At 27.8% G+C, this 23836-nt stretch carries 22 protein-coding genes; 6 read left to right on the top strand and 16 right to left on the bottom strand.

Features of this window, described 5'->3' with window-relative positions:
• Window positions 1-73 precede the first annotated feature (73 nt).
• From ilvA to CJ670_RS03545, 3 genes are all read right to left on the bottom strand, one after another.
• Entirely contained in the window at window positions 74-1279 is a 1206-nt protein-coding gene (gene ilvA, locus CJ670_RS03555; RefSeq protein WP_105938871.1) for a threonine ammonia-lyase, read from the bottom strand.
• Between the two features lie 84 nt (window positions 1280-1363).
• The gene (gene fbaA / locus CJ670_RS03550; RefSeq protein WP_105911570.1) at window positions 1364-2431 is read right to left on the bottom strand and encodes a class II fructose-bisphosphate aldolase; all 1068 of its coding nucleotides are present in this window, start codon (window positions 2429-2431) and stop codon (window positions 1364-1366) included.
• Window positions 2432-2440: 9 nt separating this feature from the next.
• Window positions 2441-3253, bottom strand: coding sequence for a peptidylprolyl isomerase (locus tag CJ670_RS03545; RefSeq protein ID WP_105911569.1), 813 nt, complete (start codon window positions 3251-3253; stop codon window positions 2441-2443).
• Between the two features lie 193 nt (window positions 3254-3446).
• Here CJ670_RS03545 and hsrA point away from each other — a divergent pair, with 193 nt between their 5' ends.
• Both hsrA and CJ670_RS03535 read left to right on the top strand, forming a co-directional pair.
• Window positions 3447-4127: a homeostatic response regulator transcription factor HsrA gene (hsrA, locus tag CJ670_RS03540; RefSeq protein ID WP_105911568.1), complete on the top strand. Its 681-nt coding sequence runs from the start codon at window positions 3447-3449 to the stop codon at window positions 4125-4127.
• Window positions 4128-4144: 17 nt separating this feature from the next.
• A complete protein-coding gene (locus CJ670_RS03535) occupies window positions 4145-5404 on the top strand; it encodes a sensor histidine kinase (protein WP_105911567.1) in 1260 nt (419 codons plus the stop codon).
• A gap of 3 nt (window positions 5405-5407) precedes the next feature.
• Here CJ670_RS03535 and CJ670_RS03530 read toward each other — a convergent pair whose 3' ends face one another.
• The gene (locus CJ670_RS03530) at window positions 5408-6382 is read right to left on the bottom strand and encodes an SLAC1 anion channel family protein (RefSeq protein ID WP_105938870.1); all 975 of its coding nucleotides are present in this window, start codon (window positions 6380-6382) and stop codon (window positions 5408-5410) included.
• A gap of 192 nt (window positions 6383-6574) precedes the next feature.
• Between CJ670_RS03530 and CJ670_RS03525 the strand changes: the two genes are divergently transcribed.
• On the top strand, window positions 6575-7735 hold the full coding sequence (locus CJ670_RS03525; protein WP_105938869.1) for a TsoY family (seleno)protein: 1161 nt from the start codon (window positions 6575-6577) through the stop codon (window positions 7733-7735).
• Window positions 7736-7833: 98 nt separating this feature from the next.
• A complete protein-coding gene (locus CJ670_RS03520) occupies window positions 7834-8262 on the top strand; it encodes a DsrE family protein (RefSeq protein WP_105938868.1) in 429 nt (142 codons plus the stop codon).
• 69 nt (window positions 8263-8331) lie between these two features.
• Here the strand turns inward: CJ670_RS03520 and CJ670_RS03515 are convergent, their stop codons facing one another.
• Window positions 8332-10380, bottom strand: a complete 2049-nt coding sequence (locus tag CJ670_RS03515; protein WP_105938867.1) for a TonB-dependent receptor domain-containing protein — start codon at window positions 10378-10380, stop codon at window positions 8332-8334.
• A 156-nt stretch (window positions 10381-10536) separates the two neighbouring features.
• Between CJ670_RS03515 and serS the strand changes: the two genes are divergently transcribed.
• Entirely contained in the window at window positions 10537-11778 is a 1242-nt protein-coding gene (serS, locus tag CJ670_RS03510; RefSeq protein WP_105938866.1) for a serine--tRNA ligase, read from the top strand.
• Between the two features lie 323 nt (window positions 11779-12101).
• Here the strand turns inward: serS and CJ670_RS03505 are convergent, their stop codons facing one another.
• From CJ670_RS03505 to CJ670_RS03455, 11 genes are all read right to left on the bottom strand, one after another.
• Window positions 12102-12482, bottom strand: coding sequence for a hypothetical protein (locus tag CJ670_RS03505; RefSeq protein WP_105938865.1), 381 nt, complete (start codon window positions 12480-12482; stop codon window positions 12102-12104).
• Entirely contained in the window at window positions 12479-14104 is a 1626-nt protein-coding gene (locus tag CJ670_RS03500; protein ID WP_105938864.1) for an EAL domain-containing protein, read from the bottom strand. The genes CJ670_RS03505 and CJ670_RS03500 overlap by 4 nt, the downstream gene beginning before the upstream one ends.
• Window positions 14105-14193: 89 nt before the next feature.
• Entirely contained in the window at window positions 14194-14580 is a 387-nt protein-coding gene (locus CJ670_RS03495) for a chaperone NapD (RefSeq protein ID WP_105911559.1), read from the bottom strand.
• Window positions 14581-14582: 2 nt separating this feature from the next.
• Complete coding sequence (locus CJ670_RS03490; protein WP_228154195.1) at window positions 14583-15545, bottom strand: WD40 repeat domain-containing protein; 963 nt, start codon at window positions 15543-15545, stop codon at window positions 14583-14585.
• A gap of 8 nt (window positions 15546-15553) precedes the next feature.
• Entirely contained in the window at window positions 15554-16033 is a 480-nt protein-coding gene (locus tag CJ670_RS03485; RefSeq protein WP_105938863.1) for a 4Fe-4S binding protein, read from the bottom strand.
• 2 nt (window positions 16034-16035) lie between these two features.
• Entirely contained in the window at window positions 16036-16638 is a 603-nt protein-coding gene (locus CJ670_RS03480; RefSeq protein WP_105911557.1) for a nitrate reductase cytochrome c-type subunit, read from the bottom strand.
• Entirely contained in the window at window positions 16635-17438 is an 804-nt protein-coding gene (gene napH / locus CJ670_RS03475) for a quinol dehydrogenase ferredoxin subunit NapH (RefSeq protein ID WP_105938862.1), read from the bottom strand. The genes CJ670_RS03480 and napH overlap by 4 nt, the downstream gene beginning before the upstream one ends.
• Window positions 17435-18238, bottom strand: a complete 804-nt coding sequence (gene napG, locus CJ670_RS03470) for a ferredoxin-type protein NapG (RefSeq protein ID WP_105938861.1) — start codon at window positions 18236-18238, stop codon at window positions 17435-17437. Before napG ends, napH begins: the two co-directional genes overlap by 4 nt.
• 11 nt (window positions 18239-18249) lie before the next feature.
• The gene (napA, locus tag CJ670_RS03465) at window positions 18250-21060 is read right to left on the bottom strand and encodes a nitrate reductase catalytic subunit NapA (RefSeq protein ID WP_105938860.1); all 2811 of its coding nucleotides are present in this window, start codon (window positions 21058-21060) and stop codon (window positions 18250-18252) included.
• Window positions 21061-21162: 102 nt separating this feature from the next.
• On the bottom strand, window positions 21163-22158 hold the full coding sequence (locus tag CJ670_RS03460; RefSeq protein WP_105938859.1) for a type IV pili methyl-accepting chemotaxis transducer N-terminal domain-containing protein: 996 nt from the start codon (window positions 22156-22158) through the stop codon (window positions 21163-21165).
• On the bottom strand, window positions 22155-22820 hold the full coding sequence (locus CJ670_RS03455; RefSeq protein WP_105911552.1) for a Crp/Fnr family transcriptional regulator: 666 nt from the start codon (window positions 22818-22820) through the stop codon (window positions 22155-22157). The genes CJ670_RS03460 and CJ670_RS03455 overlap by 4 nt, the downstream gene beginning before the upstream one ends.
• 86 nt (window positions 22821-22906) lie before the next feature.
• Here CJ670_RS03455 and CJ670_RS03450 point away from each other — a divergent pair, with 86 nt between their 5' ends.
• Complete coding sequence (locus CJ670_RS03450; RefSeq protein WP_105938858.1) at window positions 22907-23824, top strand: glycosyl transferase; 918 nt, start codon at window positions 22907-22909, stop codon at window positions 23822-23824.
• Window positions 23825-23836: the final 12 nt, after the last annotated feature.

The following is a 23836-nucleotide window of genomic DNA, read 5'->3' as shown; positions in this document are numbered from 1 at the left end:
TTTCTACGATTACTAAATTATGTAGGATTATAATATTTGTTTTCTAAAATCTTTATAAATATAAAAAATTAATCTAAATTTGTTTAAATCTATATCCATTTTGTTTCAAATTTTCTCTTATTTGCTCTTGATGCTCTTCTCCCTTTGTTGCCAAGGCAATAGTGACATAAGCTTCTCCAAATTCTAATTTAACAGAATTCCTATCAAAATCAATCTCTACAATATTTGCTGAACATTGAGTGAAAACATCTGTTAAATGCATTAAAGCACCTGGTTTATCCATTAATGTCACTATTAAATTCATCTTTCTATGAGATTTTATTAGACCTTTTTCAATAATTATTGAAAGCATTGTCACATCTATATTTCCACCACTTACAACTGCACATACTTTTTTATTTTCTATATTTACTTTATCGTGCATAATAGCTGCAACACTAACAGCCCCAGCTCCTTCAACCATAAGTTTATGTTTTTCTAGTAAAAAAAGAATTGCATTTGCTGTTTCATTATCACTTACTTCAACAATTTCATCAACATATTCTAAAATAATATCTAGTAACTTTGGATTAACATCACGAACTGCAATTCCATCTGCAATAGTTCTAACACTTGATGAGTCTATTGGCATTCTGGCTTCAAAACTCTCTTTCATACCTTTTGCACCACTTGCTACAACACCCGTTATTTTTATATTAGGTTTTATACTTTTTGCAGCAATGGCAATTCCTGATATTAATCCACCACCACCAATTGGTACTATTATTTGGTCAATATCTTCAATTTTTTCTAAAATTTCTAAAGCAATAGTTCCTTGACCTGCTATTACTTCATCATCAGCAAATGGATGAACAAACTCTTTGTTGTTGTCTTTTGCAAATTTTATTGCACTAGCATATGCTTCATCGAAGTTTTCACCAGTTAAAACAACATTAGCACCATAAGATTTAACACCTAAAACTTTTGTAAGTGGTGTAGCTTCTGGCATAAAAATAGTTGCTTCACATTTAAAATAAGAAGCTGCAAAAGCTAAACCTTGAGCATGATTTCCAGCACTTGCTGCTACAACTCCAGCAGCTTTTTTTTCATTATCAAGCATTGCAACTTTATTAAAAGCTCCTCTTAATTTGAAGCTTCCTGTTAGTTGTAGATTGTCTTCTTTGAAGAAAATGTCAGCATTCTTTTCTTTACTTAAAAAAGGAGCTTTCATAAGTGGAGTTTTATAAACTGTACCATCTAGCCTTTTTTTAGCATCTTTTATATCATTTAATGTAATCATTTTGTATCTTTTTTTGAGAAATTTTCAAAGATTTTAGCAAAAATTGATTAAAACCTAGGTTTTAATCAATTTTTATTTATGTTTTTAGTTTTTGTTTAGAGCCAATAAATCAGTAAATGCAGTTTCAAGTCTAGCTATCATAGTTTCTTGTCCTGCTCTTAACCATTTTCGTGGGTCGTAGTAGTTTTTGTTTGGTTTATCTTCACCTTCAGGATTTCCAATTTGCCCTTGTAAATATCCGTGATATTTAGCTTCATAAGCTCTTACTCCATCCCAAGTTGCCCATTGAGTATCTGTATCAATATTCATCTTAATAACACCGTATGAAATAGCTTCTCTAATCTCACTTAAAAGTGAACCACTTCCACCGTGGAATACAAAATTAACTGGATTTTTAGAAGTTTTATACTTATCTTCTATAAATTTTTGAGAGTTATCTAGTATTTTTGGACTAAGTACAACATTTCCTGGTTTATAAACACCATGAACATTACCAAAGCTAGCAGCTATTGTAAAATTTTCTCCAACTTTGCTTAAGCTTTCATAAGCAAATGCTACTTCACTTGGTTGTGTATATAAAAGTGAATTATCAACATCAGAGTTATCTACTCCATCTTCTTCTCCACCTGTAATTCCAAGTTCAATTTCAATCATCATATCAATATCTTTCATTCTCTTAAAATAATCAACACAAATTGAAATATTTTCTTCTAAACTCTCTTCGCTAAGGTCAAGCATATGAGAAGTAAAAAGAGGTCTTCCATGTTTTTTGAAAAAATCAAAACCAGCTTCTAGAAGTCCATCTATCCAAGGAAGAAGTTTTTTAGAAGCATGGTCTGTATGTAAAATTACTGGAATTCCATAAGCTTTTGCCATAGAGTGAACATGGTTCGCTCCACTAATTGCTCCTAAAATTGCTGCATCACTAGATTTTAAACCTTTTCCAGCATAAAATCCAGCTCCCCCGTTTGAAAATTGAATAATCACAGGAGATTTTACTTTTGATGCTGCTTCTAAAACAGCATTTATAGAGTCAGTTCCTATAACATTAACAGCAGGAATTGCAAATCCTTGCTCTTTTGCATAAGCAAATAGTTTTTTAGCTTCACTTCCTGTTAGAACTCCAGCATCTACTACATCTAAAACACCCATTTTCTTTCCTTATTTAATTACTATTTTAGAATCTTTTCTTAACTCTTTTGTTAACTCATCAATTTTTTTATTAAATTTTTCGGCTATCATTGCTTGATTTATATTATCTTTTACTTCATCGAAAGTTAATTGTTTTGCAGGGAAAATCTCTTTAGCAAATATTACATGATAACCAAATTGAGTTTTTGTAGGATTTTTAGAATAACCACCTTTTGGAAGAGCTTTTATAGCCATTGCAAATTCTGGAACCATTTGTTCAGCAGCAAATTTTCCTAAATATCCACCATTTTTAGCAGTTGCATCTTTTGATTTTGAATTTGCTAACTCTTTAAATTTTGTCTCTTTAGAGCTAGCAGGAGCTTTTTCTAAATCTTTTATAACAGCATTTGCTTCAGCTTCTGTATTTACTAAAATATGAAATGCTTCAAATGTCTCTGGAATATTAAATTTTGATTTATTTGCATCATAAAAAGCTCTTTTTTCTGTATCAGTAAATTTGATTTTATCAATCTCATTTTTTTGCCAAACTTGAAGAGCTAAATCTTCTTTTATTTTTGCTATAGCTTCTTTATATTGAGGATCTTTTTCAATACCATCATCTATTGCTTTTTTTGCAATTAATTTTCTATTTATTGCACCTTCAAGAATTTGAGACTTTGCTTCTTGTGGAAGTTTATCAAAATCAACTCTTGGATCTTGCAAAAGAACATTTATATCATCTTTTGTAATTTTATCCCCATCAACAGTAGCATAAAAATCAGCTGCATTTAATGTTGAGATTAAAGCAATTGAAGCAATAAAACTCATAACTATTTTTTTCATTTTTTTCCTTAAAATTAAATTGCGATATTTTATCCATTTCGAGTTAATAAATAGTTTATTTTTATATAATTTTATAATTTTTTTTAAAAAGATTTACGATTTTTAACATTTACCTTAAAAAAGCTTTAAATTTTGAAAATTTTGTGATATACTTGCAAGCAATTTTAAGATTAAATTTAACTTAAGGATTTTTATGAGAATTTTAATTATTGAAGATGAAATTACATTAAACAGAACATTACAAGAGGGATTAATAGATTTTGGTTATCAAGTTGATACTGCTGAAAACTATAAAGATGCTGAGTATTTTATCGATATTAGAAACTATGATTTAGTTTTAACAGACTGGATGTTACCAGATGGAGACGGAATTGAACTTTGCAAAATTGTAAAAAATAGAAGTTCAAGAACTGCTGTTGTTATTATCTCTGCTAGAGATGACAAAGAGAGCGAAATAGAAGCTCTAAAATCAGGAGCAGATGATTTTATTAAAAAACCATTTGATTTTGATATTTTACTTGCTAGAATTGAAGCAAGACTTAGATTTGGTGGAACAAACATCATAGAAATTGATGATTTAATTATCAATCCAGATGAAGAAAAAATCGAATATGCTGGAGTAGAAATTGAACTAAAAGGTAAACCTTTTGAAGTTTTAACTCACCTTGCACGACATAGAGACCAAATTGTTTCAAAAGAACAACTTCTTGATGCTATTTGGGAAGAGCCAGAATTAGTTACTCCAAATGTTATTGAAGTTGCGATTAACCAAATTAGACAAAAAATGGATAAACCTTTAAATATCTCAACTATTGAGACTATTAGAAGAAGAGGTTACAGATTTTGTTACCCAAATCAATTAGAACCAAAGTAATCTTTAGCTGATTTATTATGGAGAGTAGAAGTATTTATAAGCAGTTTTATCTAAAGCTTATATTTGCAACTTCTCTTTTTGTTATTATTCTCTCTTTTATTTTTTTTGAATATACAAAAAACTCATTTTATGACAACATTCAAGATAATTTACTATTTCAAGCAAAACAGATAGAAAAAGGCTATATAAGCTTTGATAAATTTCAAAATGTAATATCTTCTTCTCAAATTATAGAATTAATACAAAACAATAAAAATACAAAACAAATTGAGTTTTCAAAATTTTCAAAGGGTGATAAATCTTTTATTAGATTACAGTTTTTAATGCATGACAATGCAATTTTACAAATTACAAAAGATATAAGTTTAGAAAAAGATATTCTTTATTTAATAATATTTAAAAACTTTTTTGCTCTTGCAATTCCAGGTTTTATTTTTATGCTAATTTATGCACTAATAGTTGCAAAATCACTTTTAAAACCGATTGTACAAATAAATAAAAAACTATCAAATATGGATGAAAATTCACTATCTCAGATTGATAAAAAAGATTTACCTGAAGAGTTTTTAACTCTAGCAAACTCTATAAACTCTCTTACAAATAGAATAGGAACTTATCTAAAGTTTAAAAAAGAGCTATTCATAGGAATAGCACATGAGCTTAAAACTCCTCTTGCTGTAATGAAGTTAAAAAACGAGTTAATGCTAAAAAAACCTAGAGAGATTTCTCAATATGAAGATGCTCTTAAGCTTACAATTAAAGAAATAGATGGTATGAATATTATGATTAGCTCTATTTTGGATATTGGAAGAACAGAAGGCGCACAATTTGAACAACCAAAAAATATTGATTTGGTTGAATTTATAAAATATAAAACAAATGATTATAATATGCTTGCATCTAAAAAGAGCATTACAATAAAATTTAGCTCAAATGTATCTAGTTTTAACATTATTATTCAAGAAACACTTTTTAATCAGATATTACAAAATTTTGTTCAAAATGCTATAAAGTTTACTCCAGATGGTAAAACTATAAAAATTAAACTAAAAAAAATAGATGATAAAGTTATATTAAATGTAATTGATGAAGGTATTGGAATAGATGAAAATATAGATGTTTTTGCACCATTTAAAAAAGTTGGAAAAGAAAATGGTGTAGGTTTGGGACTATATTTAGCAAAAATTGCAAGTGATGCACTAAATGCTAAAATTTCTATAAAAAATAGAGAAGATGGAAAAAATGGTGCTATTGCAAAACTTGAATTAAATTTGTAGCACTTATTCCATTATACATATCTCTTTTTTTGATATATGTTTTATTGTAGCAACTGCTACTAAAGCTACTATTAGAGTTGTAAAAATTGTTAAAGTAAAAGATAAAAACATATAAAAATCTTTTTTTGTTAATTCATACATTAAGATAGAACTTAAAGTTACAGCTGCTAAAGGAAAAGTAAAAGCCCACCATGAAATAAAAAATTTTATTTTTACAAAATTTTTATACATAAATGCAAGTAAAATAGTAAAAAATAGAGCTAAACTAAACAAAATTTGTGCAAAAAAATCTAAATTTCCAGTTAATTTTATATATGAGATGAATCCTATTGCAGGAGGTGCTATCAAAATAAACATTGTTGGCATAAATTTAGCAGCAAATGGATTATGAAAAATGATTCTATTTAAAATTATTGAAAATAGTATTATCCAAAAAAATATTCCAATTGAAAAATAAAAAATTAAAATAGAGTTATCCAAAAAGCCAACTCCTGCGATAGGAACTATTAAATTTCCAACAATAGGAATAAACCAAGCGGGATTAGAATGAACAATTTCTAAACTATTATTTATCCAAAATCTAATAGTATAATATGTGAAAAATATATGTAAAATTGCTCCAGAATAAAAAAAGTATAATGAAATATCTAAATTGTATTCTCTAAATGCAGCAGATAAAATTAACATTGATATTGAACTTGCTGCAAAAAAGTTTATTCTTATAGGATGATTTAACTCTTTTAAAACCTCTTCTTTATATTTTATAATTTTTAAAAGATATGTAAAAACAATTATAAAAAATAAAGTTGTAGTAATAATCAAAAAAGTTGTAGCAAAAATAGTAGGAAATAAAAAAACATGATTTAACCTTTCAAAAACTAAAGTTAAACCACCAAGCCCCATAACTGTTGCAAACATCATAACTGGAAAAAATTGCAATCTATTTGAAGGAATTGCTTTTATAATCTCTTGATTCATATTTAAATCCTATTCTATTTATTTTAGCTTATATTATAAGTTAAAAAAATCATACTATTATAAAAATAAATTATCTATTAATTGAAATAATATTTTCATTGGTATTGTTTTATTATAAATAAATATTATGATATATTTATAATTTTAAAGTATAATAGTCCTTGTGATTTATAAAAAAATAAAGGAAAAGTAATGATTTTAAGAGATAAATTTTCTCCAACTTGTTATTTAGGAGCACTTGGTGCTGGAGGACTTAGTGTATCATTTTTTATGTACCTAATGTTTTTAGTTCCACATCCAACAACTCCAATGGCAACTTTCGAATATGTCTTTAGCGCTTTAGAAAAAGGTGATTATATTAGTTTAGTAACTGCATTTTCTTTAGTTTTTATTTTAGCATTTGCATTTATTCATTTTAAACTTTTAGTTTGGAATACAAAACAATATTTACTATATAAAAAAAGTGATGCTTACAAAGCTTTGATTAAATCAAATGGTCAAATTAGTATTATGGCACTGCCATTAACATATACAATGAGTATAAATGTTGGTTTTGTTTTAGGAGCTGTTTTTGTACCAAATTTATGGAGTTTTGTTGAGTATTTGTTTCCATTTGCACTTATTGGATTTGCTATTAATGGATATTTTGCTTTAAAAATATTTTTTGACTATTTTTCAAGATTGATTATTAATGGTGATTTTGATTTTACAAAAAACAACAACTTAACACAAATGATTTCAATATTTGCACTATCTATGATAGCAGTTGGATTTGCAGCACCTGGAGCTATGAGTTCAAATATTGCTATAAATGCAGTTGGAATATTTGGAGCTATATTTTTTGCATCACTATCAATTGTGTTGATTTTTATAAAAATAATCTTAGGTTTTAAAAATATGTTTGAACATGGTGTTACAGTTGAAACAGCTCCATCTTTATGGATTATGATTCCAATATTAACACTTCTTGGAATTACATTTATAAGACTAAATTTTGGACTTGAACACAATTTAAATGCAATAAGCGATAAATCATCACTATTTGTTTTAACTTCAACAATACTATCTTTACAAATAGTATTTGGAATTTTAGGTTTAGTTATTATGAAAAAGCTTGGATATTTTGAAAAGTTTATAAAATCAAATGAAAAATCTGCACTATCTTTTGCATTAATTTGTCCAGGTGTTGCATTTTTTGTATTTGGAATGTTTTTTATAAATATAGGTTTGGTTCATAACAATATTATTGATAAATACTCATTAATATATTTTTTATTTATGGTTCCATTTATCTATATTCAAATAAAAACAATTCTACTATTTTTTAGACTTTATAAAAAGTTTTCATTATAAAAATAAAGCGTTCTTTTTTATCTATAAATAAGTATTAATTATATAAACTTAATAACTTTTAATTATAAATTAAAAGAATATTAGAAAAAGGAAATTTTATGAAAAAAATATTATTAAGCTTAAGTGCTGTTTTAATTTTAGGAATAACTGCTAATGCTAATGACAATAGCGCTAAAGGTTTAAATGTAATGATTACATCAGAAGATGCTCAAACACAGATGATGGGAATGGTATTGTCTTCTATGACTTTAAAAAAAGGTAAAGAGGTAAATATGGTTTTATGTTCAAGTGCTGCAAATCTTGCTTTAAAAAATAGCGAAAGCCCAAAATTAAAACCTCAAGACAAATCACCTAAAATGATGCTAGAAGCTTTAATTAAAGATGGAGCAAAAGTTGAAGTTTGTCCACTATTTTTACCAAATGCTGGAAAAACAGAAGCTGATTTAATACAAAATATTACTGTTGCAAAGCCACCAGTTGTTGCTGATAAACTTTTAAACAAAGATTATCAAAACCTAAGTTATTAAAAACCATAAAGAGAGTTAATTCTCTTTATGATACTTAAGTTGATAAAATCTTTTACTTATTTTTAACTTTTAAAACTCGTATTTAACAGCAAATCTATAATCTCTTCCCATTTCATATCTATACACATTTGCTTGATTTTTTGTAGAGATTGTTGTTGCATTCGCATATTGTTTATTTGTTAAATTATTAACAGCTGCAAATAAAGTCCAATCTGAATTTAACTTATATTTCATACTAACATCGTGCGTAGTGTAACCAGCTCTTTTTATTTCATTATTACTACTATCTAGGACATCAGTACCATTAACAGCATTTAAAGTATAATCTACTGCTAATTTATTAGAAAGTTCAAGTTGAGAATTCCAAACAAATTTTTTGCTATCGTATCCACCAACTCTTCTTATATATTGGTCTTCATTTATCTCTGAGCTATTATTTGTATCGCTAGGATTATTGTTTGTATCAATTTGAGTATAAGCAAAAGATGTTGAAAAAATATCATAGTTATATGAAGTTTTTATTTCAAATCCTTTTGATTTAAATTCATCATCTTTGTTATAAATATCTTGCAAAGTCCATCCGCCTTCACCACTTCCACATTTTCCTGAATTACAATTTGTATCTTTAGAAACTATAAAATCATTAATTTTTGTTTGAAAAAGATTTAGATCAAAAGTAATGTAATCATCATTTAAAAAAGTATCTCTTTTATTATATTTATAAGCAATTTTATATCTATTTGATTTTTCAGCTTTTAAATCTTTAGAGTAAGTTGAACCAATTTTTGTATTTAAAGCCCAAGTAAATGGAATAAGTCCAGTCATTCTACTAGCTTTTCCATAGTTTGCATAAATCAAAGAGTTTTCTGTGATTTCATAATCAAGACCAATATTTGGTGAGAATGTATCATCACTTTGTTTTCCAAGCCCTGTTTCAAAATTATAATAATCGTATCTTAAACCATAGTTTATACCTAAAGGTCCAATTTCAGTTCTATTTTGAATAAATAAAGCTTTATTTTGTGAATTTAAATCGGAGTATTTTGTTCTAGGTTTATCAGCAGGTTTTAAATCAGATATATAAAAACTACCTTTTCCATTTTCTTTTTGAATTTCACCTCCAATAGATACTCTATTTGTTGTTGAAGATATATCAAAATCAAAATGATTTTGCAGTTTTAATCCTATATTTTTATTGTCATAATCTCTTTTGCCATCATTGTTATTGGCATTTTCTCTTTTTAAAGATATATCTGTTAAATTCAAATTTGTATCTAAATTTAATAGATTATTAGGGTTATAATTGTGATTTAAAGCATAATTTGTAGTAGTTGATATAATTTTTTCAAGTTGATTGGGTTGTGGTCTATACTCTGTTCCAGCCCATCTTGAATTTCCACTATTTTCATTTTGATTTATTGTCAATCTTAAATCATGATTATTTTTATCTAGTAAACTGATTTTAAATAAGTAGTCTCTGTCATGGTAAGCTGTAGCTGTTTCACTATTTCCATTTCCATCTTTATAATTATCACTATTTACACCACTTACGCTTATATATGCACCTAGATTATTGTTAAAAACTTGATATGCAGTTGCATTACCATATTTTGTATAAGCATTTGTGTTATATCCTGTTTTAAATATTGCTCCATATTTTTTATCACCTCTACGAAAATCTTGTGCATCTTTTGTGGTCATTTCAATACTTCCTCCTAATGCTGCTGCTTTTGAAGCATCAGGTGAAGTCTTTACATCAACAACTTTTAATAAATCAGGATTAATTCCAATCTCATTACTTCTATGTTGAAACATATTCTTACCCTGTTTCGAACCATCTAAAGATATATTTAAATTTGAACTTTCAATTCCTCTTAAATATATTCTTTGCACATTTATAGCTCCTCCTCCAACTTCAATAGAAGAGTTATTTTTAAATATTTCTGTAAGAGAATTTGCTTGATTTTGCTCAACTTCCTGTAAATCAATATTAGTAGAATTTGTTTTAAATTCTTTTTTTTCTTCAATTTTTAACTCTTCTAGGATAGAGGTATCTGCAAAAAGTAGAGATTGCGATATTACTAATGATAAAGAGATAACTTTTTTATTAATTTTCATTATAATCCTTTGATAATAATTTATAATGCAACTCAGTTGCAGAAAGTGAATTCTATTTTAATGCAACTTAGTTGCATCTTAATTAAATGATTATATTTCAGTTTATATGGTATGTTTTTTAGATATAATCGCACAAAAATTAAAAAAAGAGTTGATATGATTGATATAAAACTATTACAAAATGACTTTGAAAAAACTAGTCTTTCATTACAAAAAAAAGGTGTTTCTATTGAGGTTTTAGAAAACTTAAAAACTTTGGCACAAAATACAAAACAACAAAGACAAATTATGGAAGAAGTAACAGCTGAGCAAAATCTTCTTTCAAAAGAGTTTCCTAGATACAAAAAAGAGAATCTTGATGTTGCAGAACTTCAAGAAAAAATAAATAACTTAAAAAATAGAAAACAAGAGTTGGAAGATGAGGTTAGAGTTTTAGAAGAAGAGCTATCTTCTATTGTTTTAGGAATTCCAAATCTTCCAGATGAAAATGTACCATTTGGTGCAGATGAAGATGAAAATGTAATTTTAGAAGTTATTGGGACTAAACCAACTTTTGATTTTACACCAAAAGAGCATTGGGATTTGAAGTGTGATTGGCTTGATTTTGAAAGAGGTGTAAAGTTAGCAAAATCAAGGTTTACAGCACTTAAAGGCGATGGAGCAAGACTAGAGAGAGCTTTGATAAACTATATGCTAGATTTTAATAGAGCGAGAGGATTTAATGAGTGGTATGTACCTTTTATGGCAAATTCAAACTCTCTTTTAGGAACAGGTCAGCTTCCAAAATTTGAAGATGATTTGTTTAAAATAGAAGGAGAAGATTTGTATCTTATTCCAACAGCAGAAGTTAGTCTTACAAATTTATACAATGATGAGATTTTAGATAAAAATGAACTTCCGCTTCTTCTTACATCATATACTCCTTGCTTTAGAAAAGAAGCTGGAAGCGCAGGACGTGATACAAGAGGACTTATAAGACAACATCAATTTGATAAAGTTGAAATGGTAGCAATTACTTCACAAGAGCAATCAGATGAGATTTTTAAAAAGATGGTTAATTGCGCTAGTGATTTATTAACTTCACTAGGTCTTGCTCATCAAAAAGTACAACTTTGTACAGGAGATTTAGGATTTGGAGCAGCTGTTACAATAGATTTAGAAGTTTGGCTTCCTGGTCAAAATAGATACAGAGAGATATCTTCAATCTCAAATACAAGAGATTTCCAAGCAAGAAGAGCAAAAATAAGATATAAAGATGATAAGAAAAATATATTTGCACACACTTTAAATGGTTCAAGTCTAGCTGTTGGAAGAACTCTTTTGGCAATTATGGAGAACTATCAAGAAGCTGATGGAAGTGTTAAAATTCCAGAAGTTTTAAAACCATATATGAAATAAACAAAATCATAAAAATTTAGAAAATTTGGCATAAAAAAAGGTGGGGGGGGGAAACCACCTTTTAATTATTAAGGGAGAAAAAAAAGGGGTTGAGAGAAACCCCTTTTATATTAAGTTTTAAATAATAAAATAAATTCTTTGCATAAACTTAACATTTAATAGAACGACCTTTGAAAGAGATTTTATCCAAAATTGTTACATTTTAACTAAGGAGAGATAAGTCGTAGATAAAACCTCTTGATCAATGAAATTTTACAATTTATAAACTTAAAGTTTGCTATTTTAATGCTATGCTTATGATTAAATTTCTAATTTGGTAAAATTTATTTTACAAAAACTTTTGTGTCATATAATTTTCCATCTATAAAAACTTCAAAGTAACCTTTTTCTACATCTAAATGCCTGAAAGTTAGTTCATATCCATATATTTTTTTTGTTAAATTGTTGTACAGTTCTTGAGTATTTATTAATTTTCCATTTGAGTTATTTATTTTTGTTATCACATTTACATTTTTATTATAATTTCCTATTACAGCAACTTTGAAAAAAACTTCACCTCTATATTGAAAATCTGTTTTAATTTTGTGTTGAACATTTTCAACTCTATTTTCATCATAAACTGCTACTAAAAATGCCTTTTGGATATCATTTGCGTTTAAAAATATAAAACTAAAACTAAAAAAAATAAATAATAATTTTTTCATACTAAAGTTTCTGGTTTTCCTATGTGATAACCTTGAGCACAACTAATCCCTATCTCTTTTATTGTTTGCAATATTTTTTCATCGCTTACAAATTCAGCAACTGTTTTAATTCCAATTCTTTTTGCAAAACTAACTATTGTTTCAACAATTAATCTATGTTTATCATCTGTAACTATATTTTTTATTAAAGAACCATCAATTTTAATATAATCAACATCTAGTCTTAAAAGGTGCTCAAAATTTGAATATCCTGTTCCAAAATCATCTATTGCGATTCTTGCACCTAAAGATTTTATTTGATTTATAAAAGAGATAACTTCTTCATAGTTTTCTATACCTTCTGACTCTAAAATCTCAAAAGTTACCCTAGAAGATGTGTTTGTATCTTTTATAGTTTTTAATATAAAATCAACAGTTTCTAAATCTTTTATATCATCAACACTTAGATTTATAGAGAAGTTTTCATCTCTATTTTGGAATGTTTTGCAAGCTTGGCTTACAACTATTTTTGTAATACTTGAGTATAGTTTTATTTTTTTAGAAAAATCTAAAAATTTATATGGAGCAATAGCGTTTCCTTTGTCATCTATAAGTCTTACTAAACTCTCATAAGAGTAAATTTCACTATTTTCTATATTTAAAAGAGGTTGATAATGACAAATAATTCTATTTTCTAAAATCGCTTCTTTTATTTGAGTTGCAAGTTCAATATTTTCTTTATATTTCTCTTCTATATTTTTACTCTCTTCGTAAATACAAATATGATTATTTGAAGTTTTTGCATTATTTACAGCAATATCTACTTTTGTTAAAAGTTTTTCATCGCTTTTTGCAATACCGATTGAAAAGGTAATTAAAATTGTTTTATCATCTATATAAAAAGGTTCACTATCTAATAAATTTATAATCTTAAGTGCTTCATTTTGTAACTCTTCTTCTGTTTTTTCATCAAAAAATAAAATAGCAAATTCATCACCATCTATTCTATATGCAGTGTATTCATATTTTATAAATCTTAAAGCTATATCTTTTAAGATTTTATCAGCATTATTTGTACCAAAAAAATCATTTACCTCTTTGAAATCGTCAATATTAAAAACAATAGAAGATTTAGGTTTTTTATTTTCAATATCTAAAATAATTTTTTGTCTATTTGGAAGAGATGTTAGTTGGTCAAAATACATAAGATATTCATTTCTCTCTTTTAAGAGTATCTGTTGCGTAATATCTCTTGCTGTTCCTATAACTCCAATTAAATTTTTATTTTCATCAAAAAATGGAGCTTTATCAACTTCAAGATATGTCATTTTTCCTTGAATATTTCCATTTTCTAGAAATCTTAGTGGTCTCATATATTTTATAGTTTCTAAATCAGTATTAGCACATAACTCTCCAAATGTATGCCAATTTTTATTATCTTTATATTTTTCTCTTTCTCTTAAAGCAAAAAATATATCAGTTTTTCCAAGAGCTTCATCTGGGGTTGCAATTAATAAACCATTACAAATAGCATTATTTGCATATAAATAACGACCTTTTAAGTCTTTTATCCATAGCATATCAGGAGAGTGTTTAGAAATTAAGTTAAGAAGAGTATCCGAGTTTATAGTGTTTTTTTTCATAATCCCCCAAGTTTCATAGTTGAAGGATTATATCTTAAGTTATTAAAAATAACTTTAAGGAATATTTAATAATTATTTTCTTTTAAGTATTATTTTTGATTATTATCAAACTCTTTTGCAAAACCTATTAAATCTTTTCTTTTTAAATCACCTCTATAAATTATATCTTCAACTTTTATATCTTTGTCATTTAAAACTTTTGGAACTAAATCAGCATTTTCTAAAACTTCCATATGATTTGCTAACTCTTCTTCGCTGTAACTCATCTGCATATCAGCACTACTTACATAAGGAATTGCTTCAATTACTTTTAGTTTTTTTAACTCCTCTTCTACATTTTTACCTTCAATTGTAATAATAATTCTTCCTTTTTCATCGTGCATATGATAATCACAAACGCCAGATTTCTTAAGATTTTCTATCACACTATCAAGATATTTTGGTAGAGTTTGTACAACAATACTTGAAATATTCATTTTTAATCCTTTTTTAAATTATATATATTTACTTTTTTATCATCACTTGCTACAACTAAACTATTGTCATCTAAAAATAAAATAGATGTAATAAGTGCTTTATTTCCTTTTAGGATAAAAAGCTCCTCTTTTGTATCTACATCAAAAACTAAAACATCATTATTTTCATTTAGTGAAATTGCTGCTTTTTTTGCTTTTTCATCTAAAGCTCCTGCATATACCAAAAAATCTATTGATTTGTAGTATGGTTTTTTTTGGTTTTTGTAATAAATAGATGCTCTTCTATCTTGTCCACAAGCTAAAATAGTATTTGATTTGAAATCAACTTGAAAAACTTTATCTACATTTTGACCTTTAAATTGTCCAATTTTTTCCAAATTTGAACTGTTAAGTTCTGAAATAATTCCACTTTCATCGGCTATAAAAATAGATTTTTTATCACTACTTAAAACAAAATGAGAAAAAGATGATTGAGAAACTTGAGTAGATTTTAAGACTTTTTTATTTTTTAAATCATAGATAAAAATCTGATTTGATAAAAGAGCATAGACTATTTTATTATCATCTAAGAATTTGGCATAAGCTATGAAAAGTCTATCATCTGAACTAATTATATTTTCTAAAATACCATCTTTTGATATAAAAATATCTCTTCCACCACTTTGTCCTTGTGATAAAATTAAAATCTTATCATCAAGTATATCTATGCTAAAAATTTTTGCACTTATCTCTTTATTTGTAAAATCTTTTATATTTTTAATCTTTATTGAAGAGATTATCTCTTTTTTTTCAAGGTTAAAAATATCAACAAAGCCATCATTTGTTGCTAAATATAAGTTTTTTTTATCTTTTGCAATATTTGTAACTCCACTTGATGCAAAAAAAGAGAAAGTTGCTTCTAGCTCTTTTGCAGATAAAAAGTTTGAGCTAAAAATAAAAATAAGTGTAAAAATTAAATTTTTCAAAACAAATCCTAAACTATTTTTATTGCATTTGTTGGGCATACTTTTATACAAAAGCCACAAGAAGTACAATTTTTATTTATATTTGGTCTAAACATTCCTAAAAAATCTATTGCATTTTCTAAGCATGGATCTTTACAAGAAAAGCACATAGTTTGGTTCCAAGATAGACAAGTTAGAACATCGATTTGTATTTTAGCCTCTATTTGCTTTTTATCTTCAATATTTAAAACACCATTTTGACAAGAAATTGCACATAAATCACAATAAGTACAACCAGAATTTGAAAAATTTATCTTTGGAGTACCATCTTCTAAAATCTCTATAATATTTTCTTCACAAGAACTTGCACAAGGTTTTTCTAAACATTCCAAACATTTTGTAAAAAAAAGATTTATATCTTTAAAGTAGGGTGGTCTTATAGCTTTTTCTTGCAAACTTTTATTTTTGAAAGGTTTTGCAAGAGAGCCAAAAAGCTCTCTTCTTTGCATACTTATTTTACACCCTCATTTATATTGTCTATAAGATTTGATTTATCATTTAAATCGATACTTCTAAACTCTGTTTGGAAGTTGTTTTTTGGAACAATTTTACTATCTGATTGCGGTGCATGACAAGCAGAACAGTTAAATCTAGCATTTGATAAGTGATCAAGAGGTTTTATAATAGTTTTTAAATCACTACTATTTGCTACAATTTTTCCATCTCTTTCAAGCTCACCTTTTTTATCTATTTTTACATCTTCTCTAAAATTTGTAAAGTGAGATTTTGGAATAGGAGTTGCGCCCATAGATTCTGCTACCATTGGATCGTGACATGAAGCACATTGGTTATTATCTATTGTAATTGGAAGCATTCCTTCTGTATCATGCGGAATCATAGGTGGAGCATTTTCAAATGCTCTTTTGATTTTTGTACTAGTTCCAGCAGGTTCTGTAGCATATTTTGTCTCATCGCTTACAACTTTATCTTCTGAAAATAGGTTATCTTGTCTAATTCCAAGAGATTCTTCTTTGATACTTTTAGTTGCCGCATAAGCAAAAGTAAAAAGAGTTGCAATGGCAACTAGACTTAAAGCTAATTTTTTTAATTTCATTTTTTCTCCTTCATATAATTTCTTAATTCGAAATTTAGTGCATCATCTTCACAAACTTCAATACATCTAGCACACAAAGTACACTCTTGTAAAACAGGTTCGCTACTTTTATCTATCATATGTAAAACTTGAATTTCAGGGCAAACAACTTTGCATTTCATACAAGCAGTACATTTTTCACTATTATGATGAACTCTTAATAGACTAAATCTTCCAATTAGTGAATAAAATCCACCAAGAGGACAAATATGTCCACACCAACCATTTTTTAAAACAAACAGATCAAACAAAAATATTACAATCATTGTTGCAAGTCCAAATCCAAGTCCAAAGATTAAACCTCTGTGAATCATTGATACAGGAGATATTAACTCAAACGCTGCAACTCCCATAAAATATGAGATTATAAAACTAATTAAAATTAGCCAATATCTTAAATTTCTAGTTGCTGGTTGTTTTTTTTGTACTTCATCAAATTTTAAAACTCTTCTTAAGAAGTTTGCACTATCTGTAATTATATTTACAGGACAAACCCAAGAGCAAAAAGCTCTTCCTCCAAGAATAAGATAAAAAATTGAAATAATTAAAGCACCTAAGGCTATATCAAAAGAGATTATAGCTCCTGCAAAAATCATTTGTAAAACTGCAAAAGGGTCGCTTAATGTAACTGTTTGTAAAACCAAAGAGCTACTTAAATTTCCCATTAAAATATTTATTCCATAAACATTTGCCAAAATATATAAAGCTAAAATAGAGACCTGCGTAAATCTTCTAGCAATTAAAAATCTATATTTTTTCATTCTAGTAAATCCTTCATATCGCTATTTAGTGACTCTATTGCACCTTTTTTATTTATTTTAGTTTTGCCTAATTCAATATTTGAATTTTCAACTCTTTTGTCATCCGCTTCATCCCAACCTTTTATATAGTGATCACCAACTTTTCCAAGTGCAATTTGCCTTGGAAGTACAAAAATTGCTGGTTTTTCAGTGATACAAGCTTTTTCACAAAGTCCACAACCTGTACAAATATCACTATTTACAACAGGTTTTAAAAATGCATGTTTACCTGTTCTTTCATTTTTCTCATACACTATTTCAATAGCTTCTCCTAAAAGTGGACAAGCTCTATAGCAAGCATCGCATTGTATTCCCCAAAAAGCTACACAAGATTTTACATCTACAACTGCAACTCCCATTTCCATTTGTCTTATCTCAAAAGCATTTTCACTATTTTTGACTTTTTTTTCATCTAGTGCTTTTGTTGGACAAATTGGAACACAAGGAATATCAACACACATATAACAAGGAATATCTCTTGGTACAAAATATGGAGTTCCAAGAGGTAAATTATCACCTGGTTTTGCCAATTTTAGTGTATCAAAAGGGCATGCCTCTACACAAAGTCCACATTTTATACAAGTAGCCAAAAAGTCATCCTCTTTTAGGGCTGCTGGTGGTCGAAGTATTAAGTTACTAGCTTTTACTTCGCTTAAATATGCACTCCATGTTAAACTACCAAGAACAACTAGACCAATAGTTCTAGCACTTTTTAGAAGAAATTTTCTTCTATTTTCTTGATAGTTTTCAACTATATTCATCTATTTTTACCTTATGCTTTATAAATTTTTACAGCACATTTTTTAAAGTCTGTTTGTCCTGATTGTGGGCAAGTATAATCTGCACAAACTTTATTTATAAATACCTTCTCATCAAACCAAGGAACAAATACTAAACCTCTTGAAGGTCTATTTCTTCCTCTTGTTTCAACTCTTGCTTTTACTTTTCCTCTTCTTGATTCAACCCAAGCTAATTCACCTTGTTTTACACCATATTTATTTGCATCTTCTGGGTGCATATAACAAAGTGCTTCAGGAACTGCTCGATACAGTTCAGGAACTCTCATAGTCATAGTTCCACTATGCCAATGCTCTAAAACTCTTCCTGTGCTTAACCAAACTGGATATTGCTCATCTGGTATTTCAGGTGGATCCATATAAGGACGTGCGAAAATTTTAGCTTTATTTTTTAAAGATTTTTTAGTTTGATCTTTAACTCCTAGTAAATCACCTTGAGCTAACTCTTTTGCTAATGTTCCATAGAATGCAAAATCACTATTTGGATTTGCCTTTTTTGCATATGGATCATATTTTGTATTAAATCTCCAAGATGTCTCTTTTCCATCTACAACTGGCCATTTAAGACCTCTAACTCTATGATAAGTGTCAAAATCTGCTAAATCGTGGGCATGTCCTCTTCCAAAATCTGCATACTCTTCAAATAGATATTTTTGCAAGAAGAATCCATAACCTTTCCATGGTTTTCCATCACTACCTATTACATTTCTACTATCACCAAATGCTTCAGTATTATCAAATCCAGCTTGAATCTCATCTTTTAGGTCTGCTTTATATGATTTTGCTTTTTCATTTGCAAATAAAATTTCATACATAGTTGTATCTTCATTGTATCCCATAGCTTTTGCAGCTTCTATCATACTAGGAAGTTTTACTTCATTGTTTGTACTAAGAAGAGCTTGCTCTCCCCAAACATCTTTTACTGTAAATCTTTTTGAAAGCTCAACCCATTGCCATGTATCACTCATAGCATCACCTACAGGAATTACTTGTTGTCTCCAAAGTTGAGTTCTTCTTTCAGCATTTCCATATCCACCCCATTTTTCATAAATCATAGCAGATGGTAAAATCAAATCTGAAACTTTTGCTGAAATTCCAGGGTATCCATCACTTGTAACAATGAAGTTATCCATCTCTCTTGCTGCTTTTATCCAGTGAGTTGCACTTGCTGTATCTTGATATGGATTACAAACATTTACCCAAGCAAATTTTATATTTCCATCTTCAATATCTCTATGGATTTTCATAATATGTTGGTGACCTTTTGGATTAATTGTTCCAAGTGGTACATTCCAAGCTTTTTCAGTAATTTCTCTATGTTTTGGATTTTCATTCATCATATCAGCTGGAAGTCTGTGTGTAAATGTTCCAACTTCTCTTGCTGTTCCACAAGCACTTGGTTGTCCTGTTAGTGAAAATGCTCCACTTCCTGGTTTGGCTTGTTTATTTAGTAAAAAGTGAACATTATATGAAAGTGTATTTACCCAAGTTCCCCTTGTATGTTGATTCATTCCCATAGTCCAAAAACTTACAACTTTTCTATCTTTTTCAATATACCAATCTGCTAATTGTTGAAGTTTTTTCTTAAACTCTTCAATATCCTCATCAGGGTTTCCTTTTGAGATTTTTGCAACATAATCTAAAGTATATGGCTCTAGGAATTTTTTATACTCTTCAAAACTAATCTCCCAGTGAGCAAGACCTGCATTTTTATGAGTCATTTTATCACCAGCTTTATATCCATAAGGAGCAAGTGCTGGAGCCTCAGTTTCAGATACTATAGTTTCCATCTCTTTGCTTATAGTTTCCATTTCAGCTTTAGAGTATTTTCCATCTTTGATAGATTTCTCATCACTTCTTCTCATTCCATAACCAATATTAACAGGACTTGCTGCAAATACTATATGCTCTTTAACAAAATCCCAATCAATAGATTCTGGACGATTGTAAACAATCTCTCTTGCAATATAGTTCCAAAGTGCTAAATCTGTATTTGGAGTGAAAATAATTTCTAAATCAGCAATATCAGAAGTTCTATGTCTATAAGTTGAAAGATTTATAACTTTTACTTTGTCAGGATTACTAAGTTTTCTATCTGTTACTCTTGACCATAAAATAGGGTGCATTTCAGCCATATTTGAACCCCAACAAACAACAGTATCAGTAAGCTCAATATCATCATAACAACCACTTGGTTCATCAATTCCAAATGTTTGATAAAATCCAACAACCGCACTTGCCATACAGTGTCTTGCATTTGGATCTATTGCGTTTGATCTAAATCCAGCTTTCATCATTTTAAGTGCTGCATAACCTTCCATAATAGTATATTGTCCACTTGCAAATACAGCAACTCCTTCAGGACCTTTCTCTTTTAGAGTTTTTTTGATATGAACTTCCATCTCATCAAAGGCTCTTTTCCAAGAAATAGGAGCAAAATCACCTTTTTTGTCAAATTCACCTTTTTTATTTACTCTTAAAAGTGGAGTTTTAAGCCTATCTGCTCCATACATAATTTTTGCATTAAAATATCCTTTAATACAATTAAGTCCTCTGTTAACAGGAGCTGCTGGATCTCCTTTTACTGCAACAATTTTTCCCTCTTTTGTTGCAAGCATAATTCCACAACCTGTTCCACAAAACCTGCAGGCTGCTTTATCCCAACGCCAACCACTTTCAGCAGTATTTGCTTGTGCTTTTAGCTCTGTTGGTACACTCATACCAATAGCTGCTGCTGCACTTGCTGCTGCTGAACTTTTTAGAAAATCTCTTCTTGAAAGTGACATTTCTACTCCTTTTGAAATAAATTTATAAACAGTAAGATATTACTAGGAAGTAGATATAAAAAGTTTGACTAATGTCAAACCTTTTGAGTATTTAAGTCAAGATTAAAACTTTTTTTCTGCAAAAATGATAATTTTTTCAAGCTCATTTTTAAGTTCATTTAATCTTTTGCTAGAGTGCAAAAGCTGCTCTTGAGTCTGTATTGCAATATCTTCACTTTTATTTAGCTGTTTTGATATTTCACTTTTATTTTGAAGTTCACTAATAATTTCATCAAACTCATTTGTAATCTCTTCTAGTTTATATGAAGCATTTTTTGATTGTTCTAAGGCACTATTTGAGTCAATTATTGCACTATTTATTTTGTTTAAAAATCTATTAAATATATTTGAAGCCTCTATTAGTTCACCTTCAGCTTCAATTCTTATATGTTTTAAAGGCTCTTCTAAATTTTGTTCCATAACCCTTTTTGACTCTTCTATAAACCTTAAGGCATTTTTTTCCATAGCTTTTAATTCAAGAAAACTATAAATAATTAATAATAGAATTAAAATTGCAAAAAAGTATTGGCTATTTTTTAGGAATCTTATTTTTTGCTCACTGTTTATTGTATGAAGACTAACTAGTGCATCTACTTCATAAAGAAGTTCTGGATTTGTTTCATATATTACATTTACAATATTTTGTAACTCTTTTTGCTTACTATTATTCTGGATTAACTCTTTGAATTTAGATATATTTTGATAAAAAATTGACCATAAATATTCTATTTGCAACATTTGTCTATCTATTTGAATATTTGGAGCTTCTTTTAATTTTGATAAACTATTTCCACCTTTTAAACTTTCAAGATTGTATATAAACTCTTCAACACTAGAATCCAACTCATTTTGTGAAGATTTTGGATTTGAATATAAGTAGAAGATATTTTTTGAAATATTTTGTGTAAGCATTCTTTGTTTACCAGCAATATTTACAATCATTGCATCTTTTTCATTTTTATTGTTTAAATAAATAGTTGTTGCAATAATGCTTGTCATTAGAAGAGCAAAAAGTATTCCAATTACTTTTATTTTTGTACTAATATTGCTTTTTTTCATATTGCTACCCCTTTAAAAATAGAATTTAATGCAATCTCATCTTTTACTATAACTTGCTGATTTTCAACTTCAATGATATTATCTCTTGATAATTTTTTTAAAACTCTTGATAATGTTTCAGGTTGAATATGTAGCATAAAACTAACATCTTGTCTTTTTAAGCTATTAAACATTTTTAAATCGCTAGATATCATAAAAGCAACTTTTGCAGTTGCATCAAAAACTAACTCTCTATTTACTAAGCATTGAAGTTGATGAGTTTTTTTCAACAAAGAGTTCATAAGCTCTTTTACTAGAAGATTGTTGTTTAAAAAATGCTCTTGAAGTTTTAAAAAATCTATTGATAAAACAATAGAATTTTCTATAAATGATGCATTTGAAAAACAGTATATTTCGTTTGAATTGATATTACTTAATTCACTTATTAAAGAGTTTGAATAGATATGATATAAAAATATTTCGTTATCAAATTTATCATATTTATAAATCTTTATTAAACCACTTACTAAAAAAAGAAGGTTTGTTTTTAAATCAGTTTCATAAAATAAAATAGAATCTTTTTCATATTTTGAGATAAAAGAGAAGTTACTTAATATATCAATTTGATTATCACTTAAATTTTCAAAAAAATCTAAGCTTTTAATACTTTGGGTTAGCGTCATAAGATATCCTGCAAATGTTTTATTTAAGCAAGTATATATTAAGCTTGTACAAAAAAGAATTAAAACGATATAAAATGGAATATATAATGAATTTTAAAACATTTATAAAAGCAGTTGGAACAGGACCAAAAGGAAATAGGGATTTAAGCTTTGAGGAGAGTTTTGAAGCTGTTTGTCAAATCTTAAAACAAGAACCAACACAAGCGCAAATGGGTGCTTTTCTAATAGCTTGGAGAGTAAAACTCGAAACAAATGAAGAGTTTAAAGGAGCAATAAAAGCTTTAAATAGTTTTATAAAATATAAAGAAGTTCCAGACTCTTTGAAGCTCGGATATAATTTTGATGGAAGAGATACAAATCCATATTTATTTCCTTTATATGAGGATATTTTGGACAATTTTTTCAAAAAAAATAGTGATGTTAGAAGATTAAATCTTGTAATTAGTGGAGATTTTGTACAGCCTACAAAAAATGGAATTTCAACAAAAGATATATTTACAAAATTTGACAAGGGTCAATATTTGCACTATTTTGATAGAGTAGAATATCTACAAGAGTTGAGCAATCTTACAACTTTACGAAATGAATTTGGATTAAGAACAGCTTTTAACACAGTTGAAAAACTTTTAAACCCATCTTTGAGTGAGTATGGAGTTTGTGGAGCTTTTCATAAACCTTATGTTTCAAAATATTTAGAAATGTTTAAAGATGATTTTAAAAATGTTACGGTTATTAGAGGAAATGAGGGCGATATTGAAGTTTTTAAAGATTCAAAATTTTGGCAAAAAAAAGACGGTGAGATAAAAGAGTATGATTTTTGTCTAAAAGATTATGCAGTTAGTTATTCAAAAGTTTTTGAAAATATAACTTTGGAAGAGAATTTAAATATTTTAATAAATTATGATGATGAGATATTAAACTTGGCTAAATTTAATGTAGCTTTATATCTTCTTTTTGCTGCAAGAGTTGAATCTTTGGACGAAGCTTGGCAGAGGTTAAATTAAAAAAGGAATAAG

Origin of the sequence: Arcobacter cryaerophilus gv. crypticus, from assembly GCF_002993025.1 — a bacterium.
In the GTDB taxonomy this organism is placed as follows: domain Bacteria; phylum Campylobacterota; class Campylobacteria; order Campylobacterales; family Arcobacteraceae; genus Aliarcobacter; species Aliarcobacter cryaerophilus_B.
The sequence above is the reverse complement of the archived record's forward strand: the minus strand, read 5'-3'. Positions and strand labels throughout refer to the sequence as shown.